The organism is Photobacterium sp. CCB-ST2H9 (assembly GCF_023151555.2).
In the GTDB taxonomy this organism is placed as follows: Bacteria; Pseudomonadota; Gammaproteobacteria; order Enterobacterales; family Vibrionaceae; genus Photobacterium.
This window is the reverse complement of record NZ_CP100425.1, coordinates 566,670-586,998: the sequence shown is the minus strand read 5'-3', so window position 1 is coordinate 586,998 and position 20,329 is coordinate 566,670. Positions and strand designations below refer to the sequence as shown.

General features: G+C 53.4%; 19 protein-coding genes. 1 reads left to right on the top strand and 18 read right to left on the bottom strand.

The genetic code is table 11. From position 1 onward, the window contains the following. Window positions 1-5 precede the first annotated feature (5 nt). The 12 genes from L4174_RS02730 to rlmD all read right to left on the bottom strand — a co-directional run bounded on the left by L4174_RS02730 (window position 6) and on the right by rlmD (window position 12,950). Window positions 6-1,088, bottom strand: coding sequence for a peptidoglycan DD-metalloendopeptidase family protein (locus L4174_RS02730; RefSeq protein ID WP_248144056.1), 1,083 nt, complete (start codon window positions 1,086-1,088; stop codon window positions 6-8). Between the two features lie 3 nt (window positions 1,089-1,091). Next, window positions 1,092-1,721: a protein-L-isoaspartate(D-aspartate) O-methyltransferase gene (locus L4174_RS02725; protein WP_248144054.1), complete on the bottom strand. Its 630-nt coding sequence runs from the start codon at window positions 1,719-1,721 to the stop codon at window positions 1,092-1,094. Beyond that, window positions 1,721-2,473: a 5'/3'-nucleotidase SurE gene (gene surE / locus L4174_RS02720; protein WP_248144052.1), complete on the bottom strand. Its 753-nt coding sequence runs from the start codon at window positions 2,471-2,473 to the stop codon at window positions 1,721-1,723. The genes L4174_RS02725 and surE overlap by 1 nt, the downstream gene beginning before the upstream one ends. Then, window positions 2,454-3,518 (bottom strand): tRNA pseudouridine(13) synthase TruD, encoded by a 1,065-nt coding sequence (truD, locus tag L4174_RS02715; RefSeq protein ID WP_248144050.1) that lies wholly within the window; start codon window positions 3,516-3,518, stop codon window positions 2,454-2,456. Before truD ends, surE begins: the two co-directional genes overlap by 20 nt. Before the next feature lie 30 nt (window positions 3,519-3,548). Beyond that, complete coding sequence (ispF, locus tag L4174_RS02710) at window positions 3,549-4,022, bottom strand: 2-C-methyl-D-erythritol 2,4-cyclodiphosphate synthase (protein WP_248144049.1); 474 nt, start codon at window positions 4,020-4,022, stop codon at window positions 3,549-3,551. Then, window positions 4,022-4,717: a 2-C-methyl-D-erythritol 4-phosphate cytidylyltransferase gene (ispD, locus tag L4174_RS02705; RefSeq protein WP_248144047.1), complete on the bottom strand. Its 696-nt coding sequence runs from the start codon at window positions 4,715-4,717 to the stop codon at window positions 4,022-4,024. The genes ispF and ispD overlap by 1 nt, the downstream gene beginning before the upstream one ends. Window positions 4,718-4,755: 38 nt before the next feature. Then, on the bottom strand, window positions 4,756-5,037 hold the full coding sequence (ftsB, locus tag L4174_RS02700; RefSeq protein ID WP_248144208.1) for a cell division protein FtsB: 282 nt from the start codon (window positions 5,035-5,037) through the stop codon (window positions 4,756-4,758). A gap of 188 nt (window positions 5,038-5,225) precedes the next feature. Beyond that, entirely contained in the window at window positions 5,226-6,527 is a 1,302-nt protein-coding gene (gene eno / locus L4174_RS02695; RefSeq protein ID WP_248144046.1) for a phosphopyruvate hydratase, read from the bottom strand. A gap of 80 nt (window positions 6,528-6,607) precedes the next feature. After that, window positions 6,608-8,251 (bottom strand): CTP synthase, encoded by a 1,644-nt coding sequence (locus L4174_RS02690; RefSeq protein ID WP_248144045.1) that lies wholly within the window; start codon window positions 8,249-8,251, stop codon window positions 6,608-6,610. A gap of 170 nt (window positions 8,252-8,421) precedes the next feature. Beyond that, on the bottom strand, window positions 8,422-9,237 hold the full coding sequence (gene mazG / locus L4174_RS02685) for a nucleoside triphosphate pyrophosphohydrolase (protein ID WP_248144044.1): 816 nt from the start codon (window positions 9,235-9,237) through the stop codon (window positions 8,422-8,424). Window positions 9,238-9,322: 85 nt separating this feature from the next. Beyond that, window positions 9,323-11,548 (bottom strand): GTP diphosphokinase, encoded by a 2,226-nt coding sequence (gene relA, locus L4174_RS02680; protein WP_248144043.1) that lies wholly within the window; start codon window positions 11,546-11,548, stop codon window positions 9,323-9,325. Window positions 11,549-11,612: 64 nt separating this feature from the next. Continuing rightward, complete coding sequence (gene rlmD / locus L4174_RS02675; protein ID WP_248144206.1) at window positions 11,613-12,950, bottom strand: 23S rRNA (uracil(1939)-C(5))-methyltransferase RlmD; 1,338 nt, start codon at window positions 12,948-12,950, stop codon at window positions 11,613-11,615. 156 nt (window positions 12,951-13,106) lie between these two features. On the opposite strand from rlmD, the gene barA reads away from it, so the two are divergent. Continuing rightward, the gene (gene barA / locus L4174_RS02670; protein WP_248144042.1) at window positions 13,107-15,884 is read left to right on the top strand and encodes a two-component sensor histidine kinase BarA; all 2,778 of its coding nucleotides are present in this window, start codon (window positions 13,107-13,109) and stop codon (window positions 15,882-15,884) included. A gap of 78 nt (window positions 15,885-15,962) precedes the next feature. Here barA and acpS read toward each other — a convergent pair whose 3' ends face one another. The 6 genes from acpS to lepB are packed head-to-tail and all read right to left on the bottom strand — an operon-like array spanning window position 15,963 to window position 20,285. Continuing rightward, the gene (acpS, locus tag L4174_RS02665) at window positions 15,963-16,346 is read right to left on the bottom strand and encodes a holo-ACP synthase (RefSeq protein ID WP_248144041.1); all 384 of its coding nucleotides are present in this window, start codon (window positions 16,344-16,346) and stop codon (window positions 15,963-15,965) included. Beyond that, the gene (gene pdxJ / locus L4174_RS02660) at window positions 16,346-17,077 is read right to left on the bottom strand and encodes a pyridoxine 5'-phosphate synthase (protein ID WP_248144040.1); all 732 of its coding nucleotides are present in this window, start codon (window positions 17,075-17,077) and stop codon (window positions 16,346-16,348) included. Before pdxJ ends, acpS begins: the two co-directional genes overlap by 1 nt. Next, complete coding sequence (gene recO / locus L4174_RS02655) at window positions 17,074-17,784, bottom strand: DNA repair protein RecO (protein WP_248144039.1); 711 nt, start codon at window positions 17,782-17,784, stop codon at window positions 17,074-17,076. Before recO ends, pdxJ begins: the two co-directional genes overlap by 4 nt. 8 nt (window positions 17,785-17,792) lie before the next feature. Next, complete coding sequence (gene era / locus L4174_RS02650; protein ID WP_248144038.1) at window positions 17,793-18,698, bottom strand: GTPase Era; 906 nt, start codon at window positions 18,696-18,698, stop codon at window positions 17,793-17,795. Continuing rightward, complete coding sequence (gene rnc, locus L4174_RS02645; protein WP_248144037.1) at window positions 18,695-19,369, bottom strand: ribonuclease III; 675 nt, start codon at window positions 19,367-19,369, stop codon at window positions 18,695-18,697. The genes era and rnc overlap by 4 nt, the downstream gene beginning before the upstream one ends. A 10-nt stretch (window positions 19,370-19,379) precedes the next feature. After that, window positions 19,380-20,285, bottom strand: a complete 906-nt coding sequence (gene lepB, locus L4174_RS02640; RefSeq protein ID WP_248144036.1) for a signal peptidase I — start codon at window positions 20,283-20,285, stop codon at window positions 19,380-19,382. Window positions 20,286-20,329: the final 44 nt, after the last annotated feature.

Genomic DNA, 20,329 nt, shown 5'->3' with positions numbered 1-20,329 from the left:
GTCTGTCAGTCTGGCAGGTACCTGAGCGGATTCACTGACTTGCCTTTGTAACGGATCTCAAAGTGCAGCCGGACACTGTTCGTTCCTGAGCTGCCCATCGCGGCAATTTTTTGCCCCGCGGTTACCGTATCTTGCTCCCTGACGAGTACCCGGTCATTGTGCGCATATGCACTGAGGTAATCGTCGTTGTGTTTGATAATGACAAGGTTGCCATAGCCCCTTAATGCATTACCGGCATAAACGACTTTTCCGGCTGCAGTAGCTTTGACGTCCTGGCCTCTGTGACCAGCGATATCAATGCCTTTATTGCCGTTTTCCTTATCGGAGAAACGGGCAATCACTCTTCCTTTCGTCGGCCATACCCAACTGTCAACCTTGTCAGCACCAGACTTTGAAGTCTTACCAGAATCGTCCTTCGGCTGGGCCTGACTTGTAACAACTTTGTTACTTTTTGAATCTTGAGAGTACTCTTTTGTGGAAGGACGATCAACATCTTTCTTGACGCTTTTTTGTGCGATTTTAGTCGTAGATGTCGCCGGTTTTGGTGGTACTGTCGCCGGTTTGGGCGATGGCTTCACCACTGGCTTACTGACTGGGGCTGATTTGACAGGCGGTTTGATCACCGGAGCCGGCACCGAGGTCGCTGCGGTTGCAGGGACTGCCGTTGCCGCAACTGCTGGACCGACCACAACGGTGGGTTGATAAGGTACAACCTCACGTTTTGGCGGTTTGGGCGGCGCGGACGGTTTTTGGATGATTGGCTGAGTCGGCTGCGCCGCAACCTTATGGCCAAACTGAGGCGCCACATACTTGGGCTTCCACAGGAAGAGTTTCTGTCCCGGGTAAATCGTATAAGGCGGAGCCAGCTGATTAATTGCAATCAGCTCATTGACATCACGCCCAGACAGATAGGCAATAAAGTACAGCGTGTCTCCTCTCTGCACTTCGTAAAAACTGCCGCGATAGCTTCCGGCTTCAGTATTCTCATAATTGGCGCCGGGCGGCGGATAAGTGGCACAAGCAGACAGCAGCAAGCCCGCTGTCAACATCACTGAGAGTCTGCGCTTCTTTCTGCTCATGCCATTCATCCGTTATGCCAGCTCCCCAGCAACTAAGGGAACAAAACGAACGGGAATAATATCGTCCGTGACAAACTGGCCGTCAATGAAACGAATACGCTTCAGAACCTGATAATCGTCGCCTACCGGAATGACCAGACGCCCTCTTTCAGCCAGCTGTCCGAGCAGTGCGGTTGGCACCGTTTCGGCGGCTGCGGTGACAATAATGGCGTCAAAAGGTCCTTTGCTGGCCCAGCCGAGCCAACCGTCACCATGCTTGGTGGATATGTTATGCAAATCCAGCTGCTTGAAGCGGCGCTTGGCCTGCCATTGCAGCGTTTTGATCCGCTCAACCGAGTAAACACGTTCGACCATCTGTGACAGAATGGCTGTCTGATAACCGGAACCGGTGCCGATTTCCAGCACCCGGGAATCCGGTTTCAGCTCAAGCAATTCCGTCATTCTGGCGACGATATAGGGTTGAGAAATGGTCTGCCCGCTGCCAATCGGCAGAGCATTATTTTCATAAGCTTTGTGTGACAGAGCCTCATCCACAAAATGTTCGCGGGGAACCCTGTCCATGACTTGCAGCACTTTCCGGTCAGCAATTCCCTGCTGACGCAAATATTCCATCAGGCTATGGCGTTGTTCCGCATAGCGCATTATCCGTTGTTCTCCACTTGTTTCATCCACTGTGTCAGCTCGTCCAGCACATCATGCGCGGTGAGATCGACCTGAAGCGGTGTAATTGATACCTGCTTACGTTCAATGGCGTAAAAATCCGTTCCGGGTCCGGCATCCTGACAACTGCCCGGAGGGCCGAGCCAGTAGATCGTTTTGCCCCGGGGATCGACATCTTTCACCATTTTTTCCGCCCGGTGACGTGCACCTAAGCGGGTGATCTGCCACTCACCCAAATCGGACAGCGGAACATCAGGCACATTAATATTCAAAATCTTATTGCTGGGCAATGGCTGCATCTTGAGCCGCCCGATCATTTCCTTCACGACCTGCGCTGCCGTCGCAAAATGTTCACGACCAACGAGGGAGACGGCAATTGCAGGGACGCCCAGAAAATGACCTTCCGTTGCAGCAGCAACGGTGCCTGAATACAGGACATCATCCCCCAGGTTTGCGCCATGATTAATACCTGCCACCACGATATCCGGTTTTTCGGTCAACCATTCATTCAGCGCGAAATGCACGCAATCCGTCGGAGTCCCTTCAACGGAGACTCTTCTGATCCCTTCTTCACGGACACGCAAAGGTGTCTCCAGGGTCAGAGAGTTCGAAGCCCCGCTGCGGTTCCGGTCAGGGGCAACCACATAAACCTCACCCAGCTCTTTCAGGGTATCGGCCAGAATATTAATTCCTTCAGCAAAGATACCGTCATCGTTACTGATCAAAATTCGCATATCTGCCATCCTTTTGCTCTGGCTCATCGATCAGCTCCCGCATGACAGCCGTCGCAAAACAGCCGGCCGGCAAAGAAAACTGAACCACAAGCGAATTTTCTTCCAGTTGCCAGTCCATTTCTGACGGACGCAGCATCAGCGGACGGCGTTCGTGCCGCATCCGGTTATCACGGATCAGCTTCAGCAACAGGGGTTCCTGCTCAATGACCTGCATTTCAAAGGCCGCCACCTCTCCCAGACTCGGTAAGGCGTTGTCCCCCATCATTGGCGCAGTAATAAACAAGGTTCCGTTGTCGACCTGCGCCTGTAATTCCGGTGTTACCTGCTCGACCACGTCCCAGCCTTCACTGTTTACAGCCTGAACACAGTCACCGGCCAGCAGCAGCCCCGATTGCCCCTGAGCAATCCGCTGGGAGAGCACCTGATTGAACAGCCAGGAACGGGCCGCAGAGAGGTAAAAACTGCGCTTGCTCTTATCCCGGACCCGAAACTCATCGTTCCCCCAGGCACGGGCTTTCACCACATTATTGCCGTCGTGACCAAAGCGTTGAGCGCCAAAATAATTCGGGACACCCTGTTGCTGAATTTTCACCAGGCGCGATTCCAGCTCCTGCGGTTGTGTCAGCTCAGTCAGGCGCAACTCAAAATGGTTGCCGGCCAGATCGCCCGGACGCAGTTTCTTATCATGTCGGTCTGTCGCAAGCACTTCCACACCCGGATGTTCAGCAACAAACTGAGTCAAATCCGGATCCGGTTTACCCGGCAGATGAACGCTCAGCCACTGTTCTGTCACCGCATGCCGGTCTTTCAGACCCGCCCAGCTGACATCCCGGGATTTCACACCGCATGCTTTCGCCAGTTCATTGACCACATACTTGGTGTTTTCACCGGTTTTACGGATCTTCACCATGAAGTGCTCACCACTCCCGGCAAAGTCAAAACCCAGCTGCTCTTTTACAATAAAATCTTCCGGGCGGACTTTACTCCGGCCCTCACAGACAGGCTTGCCATTCAGCCAGCTCAGGCTGTCCATATCAATTGTCATAGTTTTTCCGTTCAACAGAAAGTCACTGCGTTACAGAGAACGCAGCAGAACGACCGCTTCGCAGGCAATGCCTTCTTTGCGACCTGTAAAGCCCAGACGCTCAGAGGTCGTGGCCTTTACATTAATATTATCGACTGTTGTTTCCAGATCGTCGGCAATCCGCTGACACATCTCATCAATATAAGGTGCCATTTTCGGTGCCTGGGCAATAATGGTGACATCCAGATTCCCAAGACAGTAGCCTTTGGCCTTCACTTTGGAATACACATCGCGGAGCAGCATCCGACTGTCCGCGCCTGCCCACTCGGCATCGGTATCCGGAAAATGACGGCCGATATCACCGGCACCAATGGCACCCAGCAGCGCATCGCACACGGCATGCAGGGCAACATCCCCGTCAGAGTGAGCAATCAGGCCATATTCATAAGGCACTTCAACACCACCGATGATGACCGGGCCTTCGCCGCCAAATTTATGTACGTCAAAACCGTGTCCAATTCGCATTACGCCTGCTCCTTACATTTTTGCTGCAGGTAAAATTCAGCCAGTACCAGGTCTTCCGGCTGTGTCACTTTCAGATTATCGGCCCGGCCCGGAACCAGCGTTGGTGCAAAACCACAATATTCTAACGCCGAGGCTTCATCGGTGATCACAGCCCCCTCGGCCAGAGCTTTGGCCATGGCATCACGTAACCTGCCCACCTGAAACATCTGCGGCGTAAGCGCGTGCCAGAGATCCGTCCGGTCAACCGTCGTTGCGATCGCCTGATGCCCATTGCCCCGTTTCATCGTATCGCGCACCGGCGCAGCCAGAATGGCACCATCCCGGCTCTGTCTGGCCTGTGTAATTAAGCGGGTAATATCATCCTGATGCAGACAGGGACGCGCGGCATCATGGACCAGCACCCAGTCGTCGTCTGCCAGCACCGCCAGACCGGCAAAAACCGAATCAGCACGCTCAGCGCCGCCCGGCACAACCACGACTTCCGGGCGGTGTGCCAGCGGCAGTTGTTTAAAATAGGGATCGCCGTCGCTGATCGCAATCACAACCCGGCCTATCGCGGGATGCTGCAACAGGCAGTCCACCGTATGTTCTAAAATCGTTTTGCCTGCAATGGTCAGATACTGCTTGGGGCGGTCAGCCTTCATCCGGCTGCCGATACCCGCGGCAGGAACGACTGCAGTTAAGGTTTGAGTCATGGTTGGTCTTACTGCAAAAATAACGTCAGAGTGTGCCCTCAGGGCGTATTGTCACCCACGATGCGGAAAAAGGTTTCTCCCGGCTTGATCATGCCCAACTCATGGCGGGCACGTTCTTCAACAGCTTCCAGCCCCTGATGTAAATCATTAATTTCCGCATACATCTGCTGGTTTCGTTGTCCCAACTCCGCATTGGCTTTTTGTTGTAACGCGACATTTTCAGTCAGCGCCATGTAATCAGACATGCCATTCTTGCCGAGCCAGAATTCGTACTGCAGCCAGGCCAGGACTAACAGCAACACAGCACAGAATACACGCATGCAAGCCTCGTTCTTGGTTGATTGATTCAGACCGGCAGGCCAGATTTTCAGCCCCGGAATGGCTAATAATCCCATAAAGCGCCCGGTGTGACCAGTTCCTGCACCGCCATTCGGACATAAAAAAGCCGCTCTGTATGAGCGGCTTATCATTCTGTGTCAGCAGTGCTGACGAAAGGAAGAGATCAGGCTTATGCCTGGCCTTTCACTTCTTTCAGACCGTTGAAAGGTGCTTTCTCACCCAGCGCTTCTTCGATACGGATCAGCTGGTTGTACTTCGCAACACGGTCAGAACGGCTCATAGAACCTGTCTTGATTTGACCCGCTGCAGTACCTACCGCCAGATCAGCGATGGTTGCATCTTCAGTTTCACCAGAACGGTGAGAGATCACGGCAGTGTAACCCGCGTCTTTCGCCATCTTGATCGCAGCCAGGGTTTCAGTCAGAGAACCGATCTGGTTGAATTTGATCAGGATAGAGTTCGCGATACCTTTCTCGATACCTTCTTTCAGGATCTTGGTGTTGGTTACGAACAGGTCGTCGCCCACCAGTTGCAGTTTGTCGCCCAGCAGTTCTGTCTGGTGCTTGAAGCCATCCCAGTCAGACTCGTCCAGACCGTCTTCGATAGAAACGATTGGGTACTGGTTCGCCAGATCCTGCAGGTAGAAGTTAAACTCTTCAGAAGTGAAGATTTTACCTTCGCCTTTCATGTTGTAGTGGCCCGCTTCTTTGTCATAGAACTCAGAAGCCGCACAGTCCATCGCCAGAGTCACGTCTTTACCCAGAACGTAACCAGCCATTTCGACTGCTTCTTTGATTGCAGCCAGTGCCGCAGCGTTAGATTCCAGGTTTGGTGCGAAACCACCTTCGTCACCCACAGCAGTGTTCAGGCCTTTCGCCTTCAGAACTTTCGCCAGGTTATGGAATACTTCAGCACCGATACGCAGCGCTTCTTTCAGCGTTTTTGCGCCAACTGGCTGAATCATGAATTCCTGGATGTCTACGTTGTTGTCTGCGTGCTCACCACCGTTGATGATGTTCATCATTGGCAGAGGCATAGAGAACTGGCCCGGAGTGCCGTTCAGCTCAGCGATATGCTCATACAGAGGCATGCCTTTCGCAGCAGCGGCTGCTTTTGCGTTTGCCAGAGATACCGCCAGGATTGCGTTTGCACCGAACTTAGATTTGTTTTCAGTGCCGTCCAGGTCGATCATGATTTGGTCGATGTCGGCTTGTGCTTTCGCATCTTTACCAACCAGTGCCTGAGCAATAGGACCATTCACCGCTTCAACGGCTTTCAGTACACCTTTGCCAAGGAAACGAGATTTGTCGCCGTCACGCAGTTCCAGTGCTTCACGAGAACCGGTAGATGCACCAGATGGCGCCGCAGCCATACCTACGAATCCGCCTTCCAGGTGAACTTCCGCTTCAACTGTTGGGTTACCGCGTGAGTCGATAATTTCACGACCCAGAACTTTAACGATCTTAGACATTGTGTTTCCTCTTGCTTTATTTTGATTTAAAAAAGCGAAAAAAAAGCTGTCGCACTCCTGTGCAACAGCTATTTGTAATCTTAGCTGTTTTCCAGCTCGCCGCGCTGGTGCTGACCAGCCGCCTTCACGAAGCCTTCAAACAACGGATGCCCGTCACGTGGGGTCGAAGTGAACTCAGGGTGGAACTGAGCCGCAACGAACCATGGGTGATCCGGCACTTCAATAATTTCGACCAGTTTCTTGTCTGCGGACAGGCCGGAGACTTTCAGACCAGCTTCTTTCAGCTGAGGCAGCAGATTGTTGTTCACTTCGTAACGGTGACGGTGACGCTCATGAATGGTCGCACTGCCGTACAGTTCACGGGCTTTGCTGCCTTCTTCCAGATGACACAGCTGAGAACCCAGACGCATAGTACCGCCCAGATCAGACGCTTCAGTACGTTCTTCAACGTTCCCTTCGCTGTCAACCCACTCAGTGATCAGACCCACAACCGGATAAGGGGATTTCGCATCAAACTCAGTGGAGTGTGCACCAGTCAGGCCAGCCACGTTACGAGCGAACTCAATCAGAGCCACCTGCATGCCCAGACAGATGCCCAGGTACGGAATTTTGTTTTCACGCGCATACTGCGCTGTCATGATCTTGCCTTCAACACCACGGCCACCGAAGCCGCCCGGAACCAGAATTGCGTCCAGGCCTTCCAGCATTTCAACGCCTTTCGACTCAACGTCCTGTGAATCAACATATTTGATGTTCACAGACAGACGGTTTTTCAGACCGGCATGTTTCAGCGCTTCGTTGACTGACTTGTAAGCATCTGGCAGCTCGGTGTACTTACCGACCATACCGATCGTCACTTCGCTGGTTGGATTCGCTTCTTCATAAATCACGCGTTCCCACTCGCTCAGATCAGCTTCTGGCGCAGTAATGCCGAAACGCTGACAAACCAGCTCATCCAGACCCTGAGACTTAATCAGCTGAGGGATTTTGTAGATGGAGTCGACGTCTTTCATCGAAATCACAGCTTTCTCAGGCACGTTACAGAACAGTGCAATCTTGGCACGTTCGTTCGCAGGAATCATGCGGTCAGAACGGCAGATCAGCACGTCTGGCTGAATACCGATAGACAGCAGTTCTTTCACTGAGTGCTGAGTTGGCTTGGTTTTCACTTCACCCGCGGCAGCCAGATATGGCACCAGCGTCAGGTGAGTAAAGATGGCACGCTCACGGCCCAGCTCAACCGCCAGCTGACGGATCGCTTCCATGAATGGCAGGGATTCGATATCACCCACAGTACCGCCCACTTCGACAATCGCAATGTCGTGGCCTTCGGCACCGGCAATCACACGCTCTTTAATCGCGTTTGTGATATGTGGGATCACCTGGATGGTCGCACCCAGGTAGTCACCGCGACGCTCTTTACGCAGTACGTCTTCATAAACACGGCCTGCGGTAAAGTTGTTGCGCTTGGTCATCTTGGTACGAATGAAACGCTCGTAGTGACCGAGGTCTAGGTCGGTCTCTGCACCGTCTTCCGTAACGAATACTTCACCGTGTTGAATGGGGCTCATCGTACCCGGATCAACGTTGATGTAAGGGTCTAGCTTCATCATGGTCACTTTCAGACCACGGGCCTCTAAGATGGCCGCTAGTGATGCTGCAGCAATACCTTTACCTAGGGAGGATACAACACCGCCCGTCACAAAAATGTAATTCGTTGTCATGTTAAACCTGGAAGATTTGGTGTAGAGGATAAAAAGTATCTGGACGGGAAATTAGTATACCAGACACATTTTATTGCCACAACGTGAAAACTATCACAGTATAGACGACAGGTTTTTGTCCCAAATCAAGCCCAAATGCCTTGACGGTTTAAATGCAAGCCGGTTAGCGCTTACTCCCCCGATTGGCTCAGTTTTTCCTTCTGTTTAACTTTTTCCCACTCTGCATCAAGCTCATCCAGTGAGCAAGTATCTACGCGTTTTCCTTGTTCCAGGACACTTTGTTCTACTGCGCGAAAGCGGCGTTCGAACTTTCGGTTGGCCCGGTGCAGCGCCATTTCCGGCTTCACTTTCAGGTGACGGCTGAGGTTCACCACCGCGAACAGCAGATCCCCGATCTCTTCCTCAATTCTGTCCTGATCAGGGATGGCCTGATGGGCTTCTGCCATCACCTCATCCATTTCTTCCTGCACTTTTTCGACGACCGGGCCCAGCGTTAGCCAGTCGAAACCATATCTCGCACAGCGTTTCTGGATTTTATCGGCACGATTCAGTGCGGGCATGGCTTTGGGGATATTCGCCAGAATGCTGTCGTCCAGCCCTTTTTCTGCACGCTCTTTGGCTTTTTCCGCTTCCCAGTTGGCGTGAATGGCTGCTTCATCTTCAAAACGCTGGTCGGCAAACACATGCGGATGACGCCGGATCAGCTTGTTGTTGATTCCGCTGACGATATCATCAAATTCAAACAGTCCCTGTTCTTTCCCCAACTGACTGTAGAAAATCACCTGAAACAGCAAATCCCCCAGCTCTTCCTTCACTTCAGCCCAGTTTTCTTCAGCAATCGCATCCGCGACTTCGTAAGCTTCTTCCAGGGTATGCGGCACGATTGAGGCAAAATCCTGCTTGAGGTCCCAGGGACAACCGCCGTCCGGATCCCGCAGTTTTGCCATAATAGCCTGCAATGTGTTGATGGGGGCTTTCTCGCTCATGATGACCGTATCCTGCTCTGTTCATAAAACGAAGCGGGCCGGTGCCCGCTTCTGCTGAATGGTTAATCTCGTGAATCTGCCAGATTCAGTGTAACCGTCTGGCCTCGACCACATCTTTGACCTGTTCCAGCCGCTTGAGGACCCTGCCCAGCGTATCCAGGTCAGTCAGTTCGACATCAAAATCCATGATTGACATCTGCTTTCTGAAATCAATCCGGCTCTTCACACCGGCAACCTTGACCTTCTCGTTATGCAGCGTGTTCGTCAGATCTTTGATCAGGCCATTGCGTTCAGATGCCGTTACCCGCACTGTCAGCGCGTAACGCCCTGCAAAACTGCCGCCCCAGACCGTGTTGATGATTCGCTGCGGCGCTACATGACGCAATTCTTCCAGCTGTTCGCAGTCACTGCGGTGCACCGAGATCCCCCGGCCCTGAGTCACAAAGCCTGCAATGTCATCACCGGGGATCGGCTGACAACAGCGCGCCAGATGCGTCATCAGGTTATCGACCCCTTCCACGACCACTGCATCACGCTGCGGTTTTTTCTGACTGGCCTTGTTACTCGCTTCCGTCAGGCGCTCCAGCAATTGCTGATCTTCTTCTTCCGCGGTCGGTTTGTTCACCAGCGCATTGATGTGGTTGATCACCTGATTGATACGCAGGTCACCGCTCCCGACACCCGCAAAGAGTTCGTCGGTTGAATTCACGTTGAAGCGTTTCAGAGCATAAGCTTCGGCGTCTTTCATCGTCGCGCCGATTTTGTGCAGTTCCTGCTCCAGGATCTCCCGGCCGGCCGCAATATTCTTGTCTCTGTCCTGCTTCCGGAACCAGGCATGCACTTTGGCACGGGCACGGCTGGAATTCACAAAGCCCAGGTTCGGATTCAGCCAGTCACGGGACGGATTGGGTTCTTTCTGGGTGATGATTTCCACCTGATCACCCATTTGCAGGTGATAGGTGAAAGGTACGATACGTCCTTCGACTTTGGCACCGATACAGCGGTGTCCCACTTCTGAGTGAATGTGGTAAGCAAAATCCAGCGGGGTCGCATTCTGCGGCAGGTCCACCACATCCCCTTTGGGCGTAAAGGCATAAACCCGATCGTCGAACACCTGACTGCGCAGTTCTTCGAGCATTTCGCCCGAATCGGACATCTCTTCCTGCCAGGCCAGCAGTTTCCGCAGCCAGTTGATTTTCTCATCATAGGCGGAATGAGCACCGGACGACGTGCCGGACTCTTTGTATTTCCAGTGCGCAGCCACGCCCAGTTCCGACTCTTCGTGCATCTGCTTGGTGCGGATCTGGATTTCAATCGTTTTGCCTTCCGGACCAATCACCACGGTATGAATCGACTGATAACCGTTCGGTTTCGGGTTCGCGACATAGTCGTCGAATTCTTTGGGCAGATGACGGTACTTGGTGTGAACTACTCCCAGCGCGGCGTAACAATCCTGAAGCTGGTCAGCAATAATCCGCACCGCACGCACGTCAAACAGCTCATCAAACGCCAGGCTCTTCTTCTGCATCTTGCGCCAGATGCTGTAAATATGCTTCGGCCGGCCATGTACTTCGGCTTTGATGTGCGAGGCTTTCATCGATTCATCCAGATCGGCCACGAAGCGTTCGATGTACTGTTCACGGTCAATCCGGCGTTCAGCCAATTGCTTGGCAATCTGCTTGTAGGTCTCCGGGTGATTGTACCGGAAGGCGTAGTCTTCGATTTCCCACTTGAGCTGACCAATCCCCAGACGGTTCGCCAGCGGCGCGTAGATATTGGCACATTCGCGCGCAGCAGCACGGCGTACCGCATCCGGCTCGTCTTTCACTTCGCGTAAATGACAGATCCGCTCAGCCAGTTTGATAACCACGCAGCGGAAGTCGTCTACCATCGACAGCAGCATCCGGCGGATATTATCCACCTGCGCCGATTGTGCCGCGCCTTCTTTGATGGCATTCAGCTGGCTGATAGCAGCCATCTGTTTGACCCCTTTCACCATGTACAGGATCGACTGGCCGTATTCCTCTCTGACCTCATCACTCTTGTAGAGCCCGGCCTCGACCAGCGGGAACAGCAACGCAGCAATCAGGGTATCGGCATCCATACTGAGCATCACCAGGATTTCGACCATCTCCCGGCCACGCCACAGCATCTGACTGGCAACAGCCTGATTATCCAGATGCGCTTCACAACGCTGATAGGTTTGGATCAGACGGTTCGAGGTTGTACTGTCCTGTAACAGGCTTTCTGCCCAGGGCACCAGCTCAAATTGAACGTTTTCCTTTAAATGCGCACCGCGAACTGCGACCATGATTCTGTCCTGTATTTCGTAGTTACGGATGGATACCTGTCACCTTTCAAGTCAGTGCCTGAATTCAGGCACGGGTAAACAGGGCCATCGATTCCAAATGTCCGGTATGGGGAAACATATCCAGCATCCCCAGGCGTTGCAACTGATAGCCTTGCTGCAACAGTACCTGACTGTCCCGCGCCAGCGTTGCCGGATTGCAGGACACATATAAAATATGGCTGGGTGACAAAGCTGCCACCTGCGTCATCACGCCTGCCGCTCCTGCACGGGCCGGATCCAGCAGGACTTTATCAAAGCCTTCATGCGCCCAGCTGAACGACGCAATTCCGTCTTCCAGATTGCCCTGATAAAAAGCAGTATTTTTCAGACCGTTCAGCGCAGCATTCTCACTGGCACGCTGCACCATGGCATCCACGCCTTCAACGCCTACCACTTCCCGCGCTCTTTTGGCCAGCGGCAAGCTGAAGTTACCCAACCCGCAGAATAAATCCAGCACCCGGTCTTCAGGCTGCACATCCAGCCATGACATCGCCTGTGCGATCATCTGTTCATTGACCGGCCGGTTGACCTGAATAAAATCCTTCGGTGAAAACGCCAGCCGGAGTCCTTCCACTTCGTAATACGGCGCATCGCCGGTCAGCTGAATCACTTCATCAGGAGCGGGTGAAAGGAATAGCATAACACGTTGATTGTCAGCAAATTGCTGAATCTTCGTCATATCCGGGTCAGAAAATGGTTTCAGATGCCGGATCAGGACCACCGGGCCGTTATCCGCTTCCACCAGCTCCACATGCCCGAGGTTACGCCGTCCCTGCAGGGAGTTCAGCATTTCCCGGAGCGGCGGCAGCAGATCATTCAGCGATGCGGCCAGCACCGGGCAATGTGCGATGTCGACAATGTCTTTGCTCTGTTCCTTGCGAAATCCCAGACACAGCCCCTGACCCGGCTCAACTCTCAGGCTGAAACGCGCACTGCGGCGATACAGCCATTCCTGACCCGTCACTGCGCTGTCCTGAGTCAGAACCGCGGTTTTTTCCTGCCCGTCAGCGAGGGCAAATTTTGCCATCAGCTCTCCCAGCGACTGACGCTTTGCATCAACCTGAGCAGAATGAGAGAGGTGTTGCAAGTTACAGCCACCGCACTGGTCATAAACCGGGCACTGCGGTGTAATGCGTTCCGGGCTGTCTGTCAGCCGTTTGATCACTTTCGCTCGGGCGTATTGTTTTTTGTTTTCAGTGAGCTGAACCAGTGCGCGTTCGCCGGGCAGCAACCCCGGAATAAACACCGGTTTGCGGTCAAGGTGGGCAATCCCCGCGCCCAGGTGATCCAGGCGGGTCACAGTAACTTCTTTGTGCTTGGTGTCGCTGACAGTACGTTTCGTCGGCTTAAAAAAGCGTGCCATAATGTTGTAACTCACGGTGTTTTGTCGCCTTTTCAGGGCGATGCCGCAGAGACTTCAATTGTCGCTGCGGGAAAGATTCATTAAGCTAAGGGCTGGAACATGCTTGCGTGGCCAGCATAGGCCGCAATTCTCCCACAGAATCGATTTCTTGTAACCATGACCAAATACGGACTTCGCGCCCGGGTTTTCACCCTGACATTAGCACCAACCCTGATCATTGGCCTGCTATTGAGCGCATTTTTTACCCTGAGCCGCTACCGGGATCTGGAACATCAGCTGGTGGCAACCGGGACCAGCATTATTGAACCGCTGGCAATCTCGACCGAATACGGGATGGCTGATCACAACCGTGAAGCAGTCCGGCGCATTATCAGCTACGCGCACCGCAAGCATTCCGACATTGTACGCAGTATCGCCGTCTTCGACAGCAATAATGAGCTTTTTGTCACTTCAAACTTCCACCGGAATTTTGAAGCCCTGATGTTCCCGGATGACAAGCCGATTCCTTTTCTGCCCGATATTGTCGTCAATGACACCACGATGATCATGCGGGCACCGATCCTGACTGAAGCCCAGCAAAGTAACCTCTCAGCACCGGGCTTTCAGGCCAAGGCGCTGGGCTACATTTCGATTGAAATGGACATGAGTCCGCTGCGGCTGCAACAGTATCAGGAAGTCTTCACCGCCCTGATGGTCCTGTTGCTGGGTCTGATCCTCTCCGGCCTGTTCGCCTATCGCCTGATGCGGGATGTCACCCGGCCGATTTCCCACATGATCAGTGTCGTTGACCGTATCCGCCGCGGCCACCTGGACGTTCGGATTGAAGGAGAACTGCTGGGCGAACTGGATAACCTGAAAAACGGGATCAACGCCATGGCGATTTCCCTGTCGGATTATCACATCGAGATGCAACAGAGCATCGATCAGGCCACTTCCGATCTGCGTGAAACTCTGGAGCAGCTGGAGATCCAGAACGTCGAGCTGGATATTGCCAAAAAGCGGGCACAGGAAGCTGCCCGGGTGAAATCAGAATTCCTGGCCAACATGTCCCATGAACTGCGCACCCCACTCAACGGCGTCATCGGCTTTACCCGTCAGATGCTGAAAACCCGGCTCAGTGCCAGCCAGCATGATTATCTGCTGACGATTGAAAAGTCGGCCAACAACCTGCTGACCATCATCAATGACATCCTCGACTTCTCGAAACTGGAAGCCGGAAAACTGCTGCTGGAAAACATTCCGTTCGACTTTACCGATTCTCTCGATGAGGTGATGAGACTGCTTGCACCAAGCGCCCACGAAAAAGGACTGGAATTGACGCTGCGAGTCGATCCGCGGATTCCAACCGGCCTGATTGGGGATCCGCTTCGCATCCAGCAAGTACTGACGAACCTGATTGGTAATGCCGTTAAATTTACCGAGCGCGGTAACATTGATATTGCCGTCGAGCTGAAAGCCGACCGAGATGAAAACCTTGAACTTCAGTTCATGGTCCGGGATACCGGGATCGGGATTTCTGAGCGCCAGCAAGCCCAGCTGTTCCAGGCATTCAGTCAGGCCGATGCCAGTATTTCACGCCGGTATGGCGGAACCGGTCTGGGGCTGGTGATTACCCAGAAACTGGTCACCCAGATGGGCGGTGAAATCAGCCTGACCAGCCGACTGCATCAGGGCTCAACCTTCTGGTTTACCTTACGGCTGAATAAAACCGACCTGCCGGTTTCACAGCCGATCGATACCCGCGACCTCAAAGGACGCCACCTGCTGCTGATCGAATCGAACCTGCAGGCTGCCAACGTGTTGCAACAGCGCCTGCTTCAGGCTGGGCTGGAAGTAACCTACCGCGCCGATATGCCGGAAGATGATGTCGAGCATCACGATTTTGCCCTGCTCTGCCTGTCGCCGGGCGAACAGCCGCCGCTGGCGAACATTCTGGATATGGTGTTCAAAGCTGAGCAACTGGCCGATAAGGTTCTGGTGTGTCTGCCGACCACTGAGCTTGCCCTGTCGGAACGCCTGCTGACCGCTGGTGTTACCGCCTGCCTGGGTAAACCACTGGCACAGCGTAAACTCTTCGATGCACTGATCGGCCAGACCGATCAGCTGGAAGAACCGGAACCTTTACCGCTGGCTTCCCCGGCTGATGCGCTGTTACCACTGACGGTCATGGCCGTCGATGATAACCCGGCGAACCTCAAGTTGATCGCAGCCCTGCTCAGTGAGCGGGTCGAAACCGTCATCACCGCAACAGGTGGCCGTAAAGCGGTGGAATATGCCCATCAGAAGGCTTTTGACCTTATTTTCATGGACATTCAGATGCCGGAAATGGACGGGGTCAGCGCCTGTCAGGCCATCCATGAAACCGACCTTAACCATAATACGCCGGTAATTGCCGTCACGGCCCACGCCATGGCCGGTGAGCGCGAACGCCTGCTTCAGGCGGGGATGGATGACTACCTGACCAAACCCATTGAAGAACAGATCCTGCAGCAGATGCTGGCCAAATGGATTCCTCAGCCTCAGAACAACGGGCCTGCCAGCCTCCCGGAACCGGCACCAACCAATTCAGCAGCCCCCGCGCCGGGTCCGCTCAATCAGAATGTCAGCTGGGATTGGGATCTGGCGCTGAAGCAGGCCGCCGGTAAGGAAGATCTGGCCAGAGACATGCTGCAGATGCTGCTCGACTTCATGCCCGAGGTCGAAATGCTGGTAAACGAAGTGCTGGACGGCAAAGAGATTGAGCTGTGGCCGTCGATACACAAACTTCACGGCAGTTGTGCCTACAGCGGGGTTCCGAGGCTGAAAAATCTCTGCTACACACTGGAAACCCAGCTGAAAGCCGGCACGGCAGTCACAGACCTGGAGCCGGAGCTGTTTGAGCTGATTGATGAGATGAACAATGTCGTGAAAGCATCACAGGCCTACCGGCAATAAGCCATCTACATGACAAACAAAAGGCCAGACATATCGCGTCTGGCCTTTTTTTGTTTGTCGCCGGGGTAACCGCGCGCGTCAGTCTGTTTCCAGAATCACGGTAGCAACGGCATAGTGCTTTTCATCAGCAATTGTCAGGTGGACATGACGAACAGCCATCTGCGCCGCCAGTTCAGCAGCTTTCCCGCTCAGCGTCAGTTCCGGTTTACCGCGCTCATTGTTCGTCACAGTAAAATCCTGAAAAGACACACCACAGGCGATGCCGGTTCCCAGCGCTTTAGCAGCCGCTTCTTTGACAGCAAAGCGCTTTGCCAGATAACGGCCAGCCTGTTTGTGCTGGCTGAAAATGGCCTGCTCCTGAGGGGTCAGCACTCTGCGTGCAAAGGCTGCCCCGGTACGCTCAAGCACAAGCTCAACGCGGGCAATTTCCGCAATATCCGTGCCCAGACCGACAATGGCCATTACCAGCGCGCTTCCAGCATCACAGCTTTCATGTCGGCAACCGCTTGGTGCAGACCGTCGAATAGAGCGCGGCCCACAATCGCGTGGCCAATGTTCAGCTCATAGATTTCCGGCAGTGCGGCGATTGGCTTCACGTTATGGTACGTCAGACCATGACCGGCATTCACCTTGATCCCCTGATCGCTGGCGTAGCTGGCTGCCGCAGCAATTTTTTTCAGCTCGGCCTGCTGCTCTGTATCCGTCGTTGCATCGGCATAGTGACCAGTGTGCAGCTCGATATAAGGCGCGCCACAGGCTACCGCAGCATCAATCTGCGCACGGTCAGCATCAATGAATAACGACACCAGAATTCCGGCTGCAGACAGTTTTTCAGTCGCCGCTTTCACTTTGTCCAGCTGTCCGACCACATCCAAGCCTCCTTCTGTGGTCAGCTCTTCGCGTTTTTCTGGCACCAGGCAAACAAACTCAGGTTTGGTCTCCAGAGCAATCTGAACCATTTCATCGGTCACCGCCATTTCCAGATTCATCCGGGTCTGAATCGTTTCACGCAGAATGCGCACGTCACGGTCGGTAATGTGGCGGCGGTCTTCGCGTAAATGAATGGTAATACCATCAGCGCCAGCGCGTTCGGCTACTTCTGCCGCGTGGACAGGATCCGGATAACGGGTGCCACGGGCATTGCGTAAAGTAGCGACGTGGTCAATATTGACGCCGAGCAGTATATTCTTCATGAAGCGGTACTCCTTCCTCTAGGGATAAACAATTCCCTGCTTTTTAATGGTTTGCTGCCAAGATACGGTTTCAGGGCCATCCGTGTAAAGCGCTTTGCAGCCCTGAGCTGATCCTGTGTTTCAAAATGACGGGCGGCAATGGCTTTCAGCTGCCGTCCGGTAAACGTAAGCTGCCCGGCGACGACAGAGGCAATAAACCCCCTTTGCTCCCGGTAGTTATAGGTCATCACATCATCCACAGGCAGGCCACTGCCCGCACAATGCAGGAAATCCACGCCGTACCCCAGATGATCCAATAAAGCCAGTTCAAACCGTCGCAGGGCCGGTTCCGGGTTCTCGGCCTGAGCCAGTTCACGCAAGACATTGAGATAATCAAGAAACAGCGCCGGATACGGCGTCTGTGCTTCCAGCACCCGGGCGAGAATTTCATTCACATACAGGGCGGAATAGAGAATGTAACTGCGCATCGGCAGTCCGATACTGATCGGCTCAGCATGGGTCATGACGGGCATGCTGCCACGACCAGACCATTTGAGAAATAACGGGGTAAAAGGTTGAAGCGCTCCTTTGAGATTGGAGCGCTTGCGGCGTGCGCCTTTTGCCATCAGGCTGATCCGACCGGACTCTTCACTGAAGACGTCCAGGATCAGACTCGTCTCACTGTAGGGACGAGCATGCAGGACAAAACAGCGCTGCAACCCTTCCATCGCTGTCCTTAGAGATCGTCGATATAACCGAGGCTGCGCAAGGCGCGCTCGTCATCTGCCCAACCGGATTTCACTTTCACCCAGAGTTCCAGGTAAACCTTACGTTCGAACAGATCTTCCATATCCAGACGGGCTTCACGGCCGATGGTTTTGATTTTCTCGCCACCTTTACCGATGACCATCTTCTTCTGGCCTTTACGTTCCACAAGAATCAGGCCATTGATATCAAAGCCGTCCGTTTCCGGATTATAGTCAAACCGCTCGATTTCCACGGTCACAGAATACGGCAGTTCCTCACCGGTAAAACGCATCAGCTTTTCACGGATAATTTCAGACGCCATAAAGCGCTGAGAACGGTCTGTCACATACTCTTCCGGGAAGTAGTATTCCCCTTCCGGCAGACTTTCGCGAACGATCTGCTCGACCACGTCGATACCGCCGCCGTGTTTGGCCGAAACCGGTACGATTGCTTTAAAATCCATCTTTTCCGACAGCGCCTGGATGTGCGGGAAAAGATCATATTTCATTTTGACGTTGTCGATTTTATTCACCAGCAAAACAACAGGCAGACCTGTTTTCGCCAGCTTGTTGAGCACCATCTCGTCATCTGGCGTCCACTGGGTTCCGTCGACCAGGAACAACACCAGCTCCACATCAGTCAGAGAACTGCTTGCCGCCCGGTTCATCAGACGGTTGATGGTTCGTTTTTCTTCGATGTGCAGTCCCGGCGTATCGACGTATACCGCCTGAAAGCCGTCGCGGGTGTCCACCCCCATAATCCGGTGACGTGTTGTCTGCGGCTTACGTGAGGTAATGGATAACTTCTGCCCGACCAAACGGTTCAGCAGCGTGGATTTGCCGACGTTCGGACGGCCTACAATGGCAATAAAGCCACAATGGGTTTTGTCTGTCATGATTCTAACTGCTTCAATGCCAGTTCTGCTGCAGCCTGCTCAGCCTTGCGCCGGCTACCGCCTTTTCCAATCACAGGTTTATCCAGCCCCGTGACCTCGCACTGCACAGTGAATTCCTGATTATGTGCTTCACCCTGCACCTTAGTTACAGTATACGCAGGCAACGGCAAACGTCGTCCCTGCAGGCATTCCTGTAGGCGGGTTTTCGGGTCTTTCTGGTTAATCCCGGGCTTAATGGTTTCGAGACGGCTCTGATACCAGCTCAGGACGATGCTGCGGACATGCTCAATATCACTGTCGAGATAAATAGCGCCAATGATAGCTTCCACACAGTCGGCCAGAATCGAATCACGGCGATAGCCGCCACTTTTCAGTTCACCCGGTCCCAGCAACAGGTAATCACCCAGTTCAAACTCCCGGCCCAGTTCAGCCAGGGTTTTGCCGCGTACCAGCGTGGCACGCATCCGGCTCATATCACCTTCATCCACTTTCGGGAAGCGGTGATACAAATCATCGGCAATCACAAAACTCAAAATAGAATCGCCCAGAAATTCCAGACGTTCGTTGTGTGTCCCGTTCGCGCTGCGGTGCGTCAGCGCCAGCGTCAGTAATTCGCTGTTATTAAATTCGTGTCCCAGCTTTCGCTGGAGTCTTTCTACAGGAGATGTCATTTTTTCCCGATCAGTTTATGCCACCGATGCGATTGAATCGCACACCGGTAGGAATCCAAGATGGAAGTACGCTCTCGGCACTTCGTTCAAATTCAAAGCTGATCCAGATCCCGACCGCCTTGCCCACCAGGTTTGCTTCCGGCACGAAGCCCCAGTAACGACTGTCAGCGCTGTTGTCACGGTTGTCACCCATCACAAAGTATTGACCTTCCGGTACAACCCACTCCGCCATGTCTGACGCTGAGTGATATTGATATTTCAGCGTCTGATTCGGCTCCAGCGGATGGATGAGAATGTTATGCTGCACTTCACCCAGCTGTTCTGTGAACTGAATCAGGCGCGTTCTGCCCTGAACAAAATCACTGTCCTGCATATGGGTCATCAGGACTGGCTTACACTCAGTGCCGCCCTGAGGCACGATACAAATCTGCTTGTTGTAACTGTACCGCACGGTATCACCTGGCAGTCCTACGACGCGCTTAATGTAATCTACGCTCGGTTGCGGCGGATATTTGAAAACCACAATATCCCCACGTTCCGGCTCACCGGTTTCTACCATCTTGTGACGGAAAACCGGATCACGCAGGCCATAGGCAAACTTTTCAACCAGAATGAAATCACCCACCAGCAGGGTTGGCATCATCGATCCGGATGGGATCTGGAACGGCTCATAAATAAATGAGCGAAAAACCATGATAATGGCAATCACAGGGAACATTGAGCTGCTTGATTCAACCCAGCTCGGCTGTGGTGCAACCGACTCCAGTGTTTTTGCATCTACCTGACCACCTGCATTTGCAGCGGCAGCATCAATTTTAAGCTGACGCTTGGGTGCCCAGATAAACCGATCCAGTGCCCAGATGATCCCGGTAAACAGGGTCGCCAGCACCAGGATTAACGAAAACAGATTAGCCATTGCTGTTCCTATGTCCCTATGATGATTTTTTCATGTATTTCTAG

Bases quoted from the DNA above. Each gene is read 5' to 3' on its own strand.
- L4174_RS02725 (WP_248144054.1), bottom strand. From the start codon at position 1,721: ATGCGCTATGCGGAACAACGCCATAGCCTGATGGAATATTTGCGTCAG.
- barA (WP_248144042.1), top strand. From the start codon at position 13,107: ATGACCAAATACGGACTTCGCGCCCGGGTTTTCACCCTGACATTAGCA.
- lepB (WP_248144036.1), bottom strand. From the start codon at position 20,285: ATGGCTAATCTGTTTTCGTTAATCCTGGTGCTGGCGACCCTGTTTACC.
- ftsB (WP_248144208.1), bottom strand. From the start codon at position 5,037: ATGCGTGTATTCTGTGCTGTGTTGCTGTTAGTCCTGGCCTGGCTGCAG.
- ispF (WP_248144049.1), bottom strand. From the start codon at position 4,022: ATGCGAATTGGACACGGTTTTGACGTACATAAATTTGGCGGCGAAGGC.
- era (WP_248144038.1), bottom strand. From the start codon at position 18,698: ATGACAGACAAAACCCATTGTGGCTTTATTGCCATTGTAGGCCGTCCG.
- rlmD (WP_248144206.1), bottom strand. From the start codon at position 12,950: ATGGCACGCTTTTTTAAGCCGACGAAACGTACTGTCAGCGACACCAAG.
- relA (WP_248144043.1), bottom strand. From the start codon at position 11,548: ATGGTCGCAGTTCGCGGTGCGCATTTAAAGGAAAACGTTCAATTTGAG.
- recO (WP_248144039.1), bottom strand. From the start codon at position 17,784: ATGGAAGGGTTGCAGCGCTGTTTTGTCCTGCATGCTCGTCCCTACAGT.
- rnc (WP_248144037.1), bottom strand. From the start codon at position 19,369: ATGACATCTCCTGTAGAAAGACTCCAGCGAAAGCTGGGACACGAATTT.
- truD (WP_248144050.1), bottom strand. From the start codon at position 3,518: ATGACAATTGATATGGACAGCCTGAGCTGGCTGAATGGCAAGCCTGTC.
- pdxJ (WP_248144040.1), bottom strand. From the start codon at position 17,077: ATGAAGAATATACTGCTCGGCGTCAATATTGACCACGTCGCTACTTTA.
- mazG (WP_248144044.1), bottom strand. From the start codon at position 9,237: ATGAGCGAGAAAGCCCCCATCAACACATTGCAGGCTATTATGGCAAAA.
- acpS (WP_248144041.1), bottom strand. From the start codon at position 16,346: ATGGCCATTGTCGGTCTGGGCACGGATATTGCGGAAATTGCCCGCGTT.
- surE (WP_248144052.1), bottom strand. From the start codon at position 2,473: ATGCGAATTTTGATCAGTAACGATGACGGTATCTTTGCTGAAGGAATT.
- eno (WP_248144046.1), bottom strand. From the start codon at position 6,527: ATGTCTAAGATCGTTAAAGTTCTGGGTCGTGAAATTATCGACTCACGC.
- ispD (WP_248144047.1), bottom strand. From the start codon at position 4,717: ATGACTCAAACCTTAACTGCAGTCGTTCCTGCCGCGGGTATCGGCAGC.
- L4174_RS02690 (WP_248144045.1), bottom strand. From the start codon at position 8,251: ATGACAACGAATTACATTTTTGTGACGGGCGGTGTTGTATCCTCCCTA.
- L4174_RS02730 (WP_248144056.1), bottom strand. From the start codon at position 1,088: ATGAATGGCATGAGCAGAAAGAAGCGCAGACTCTCAGTGATGTTGACA.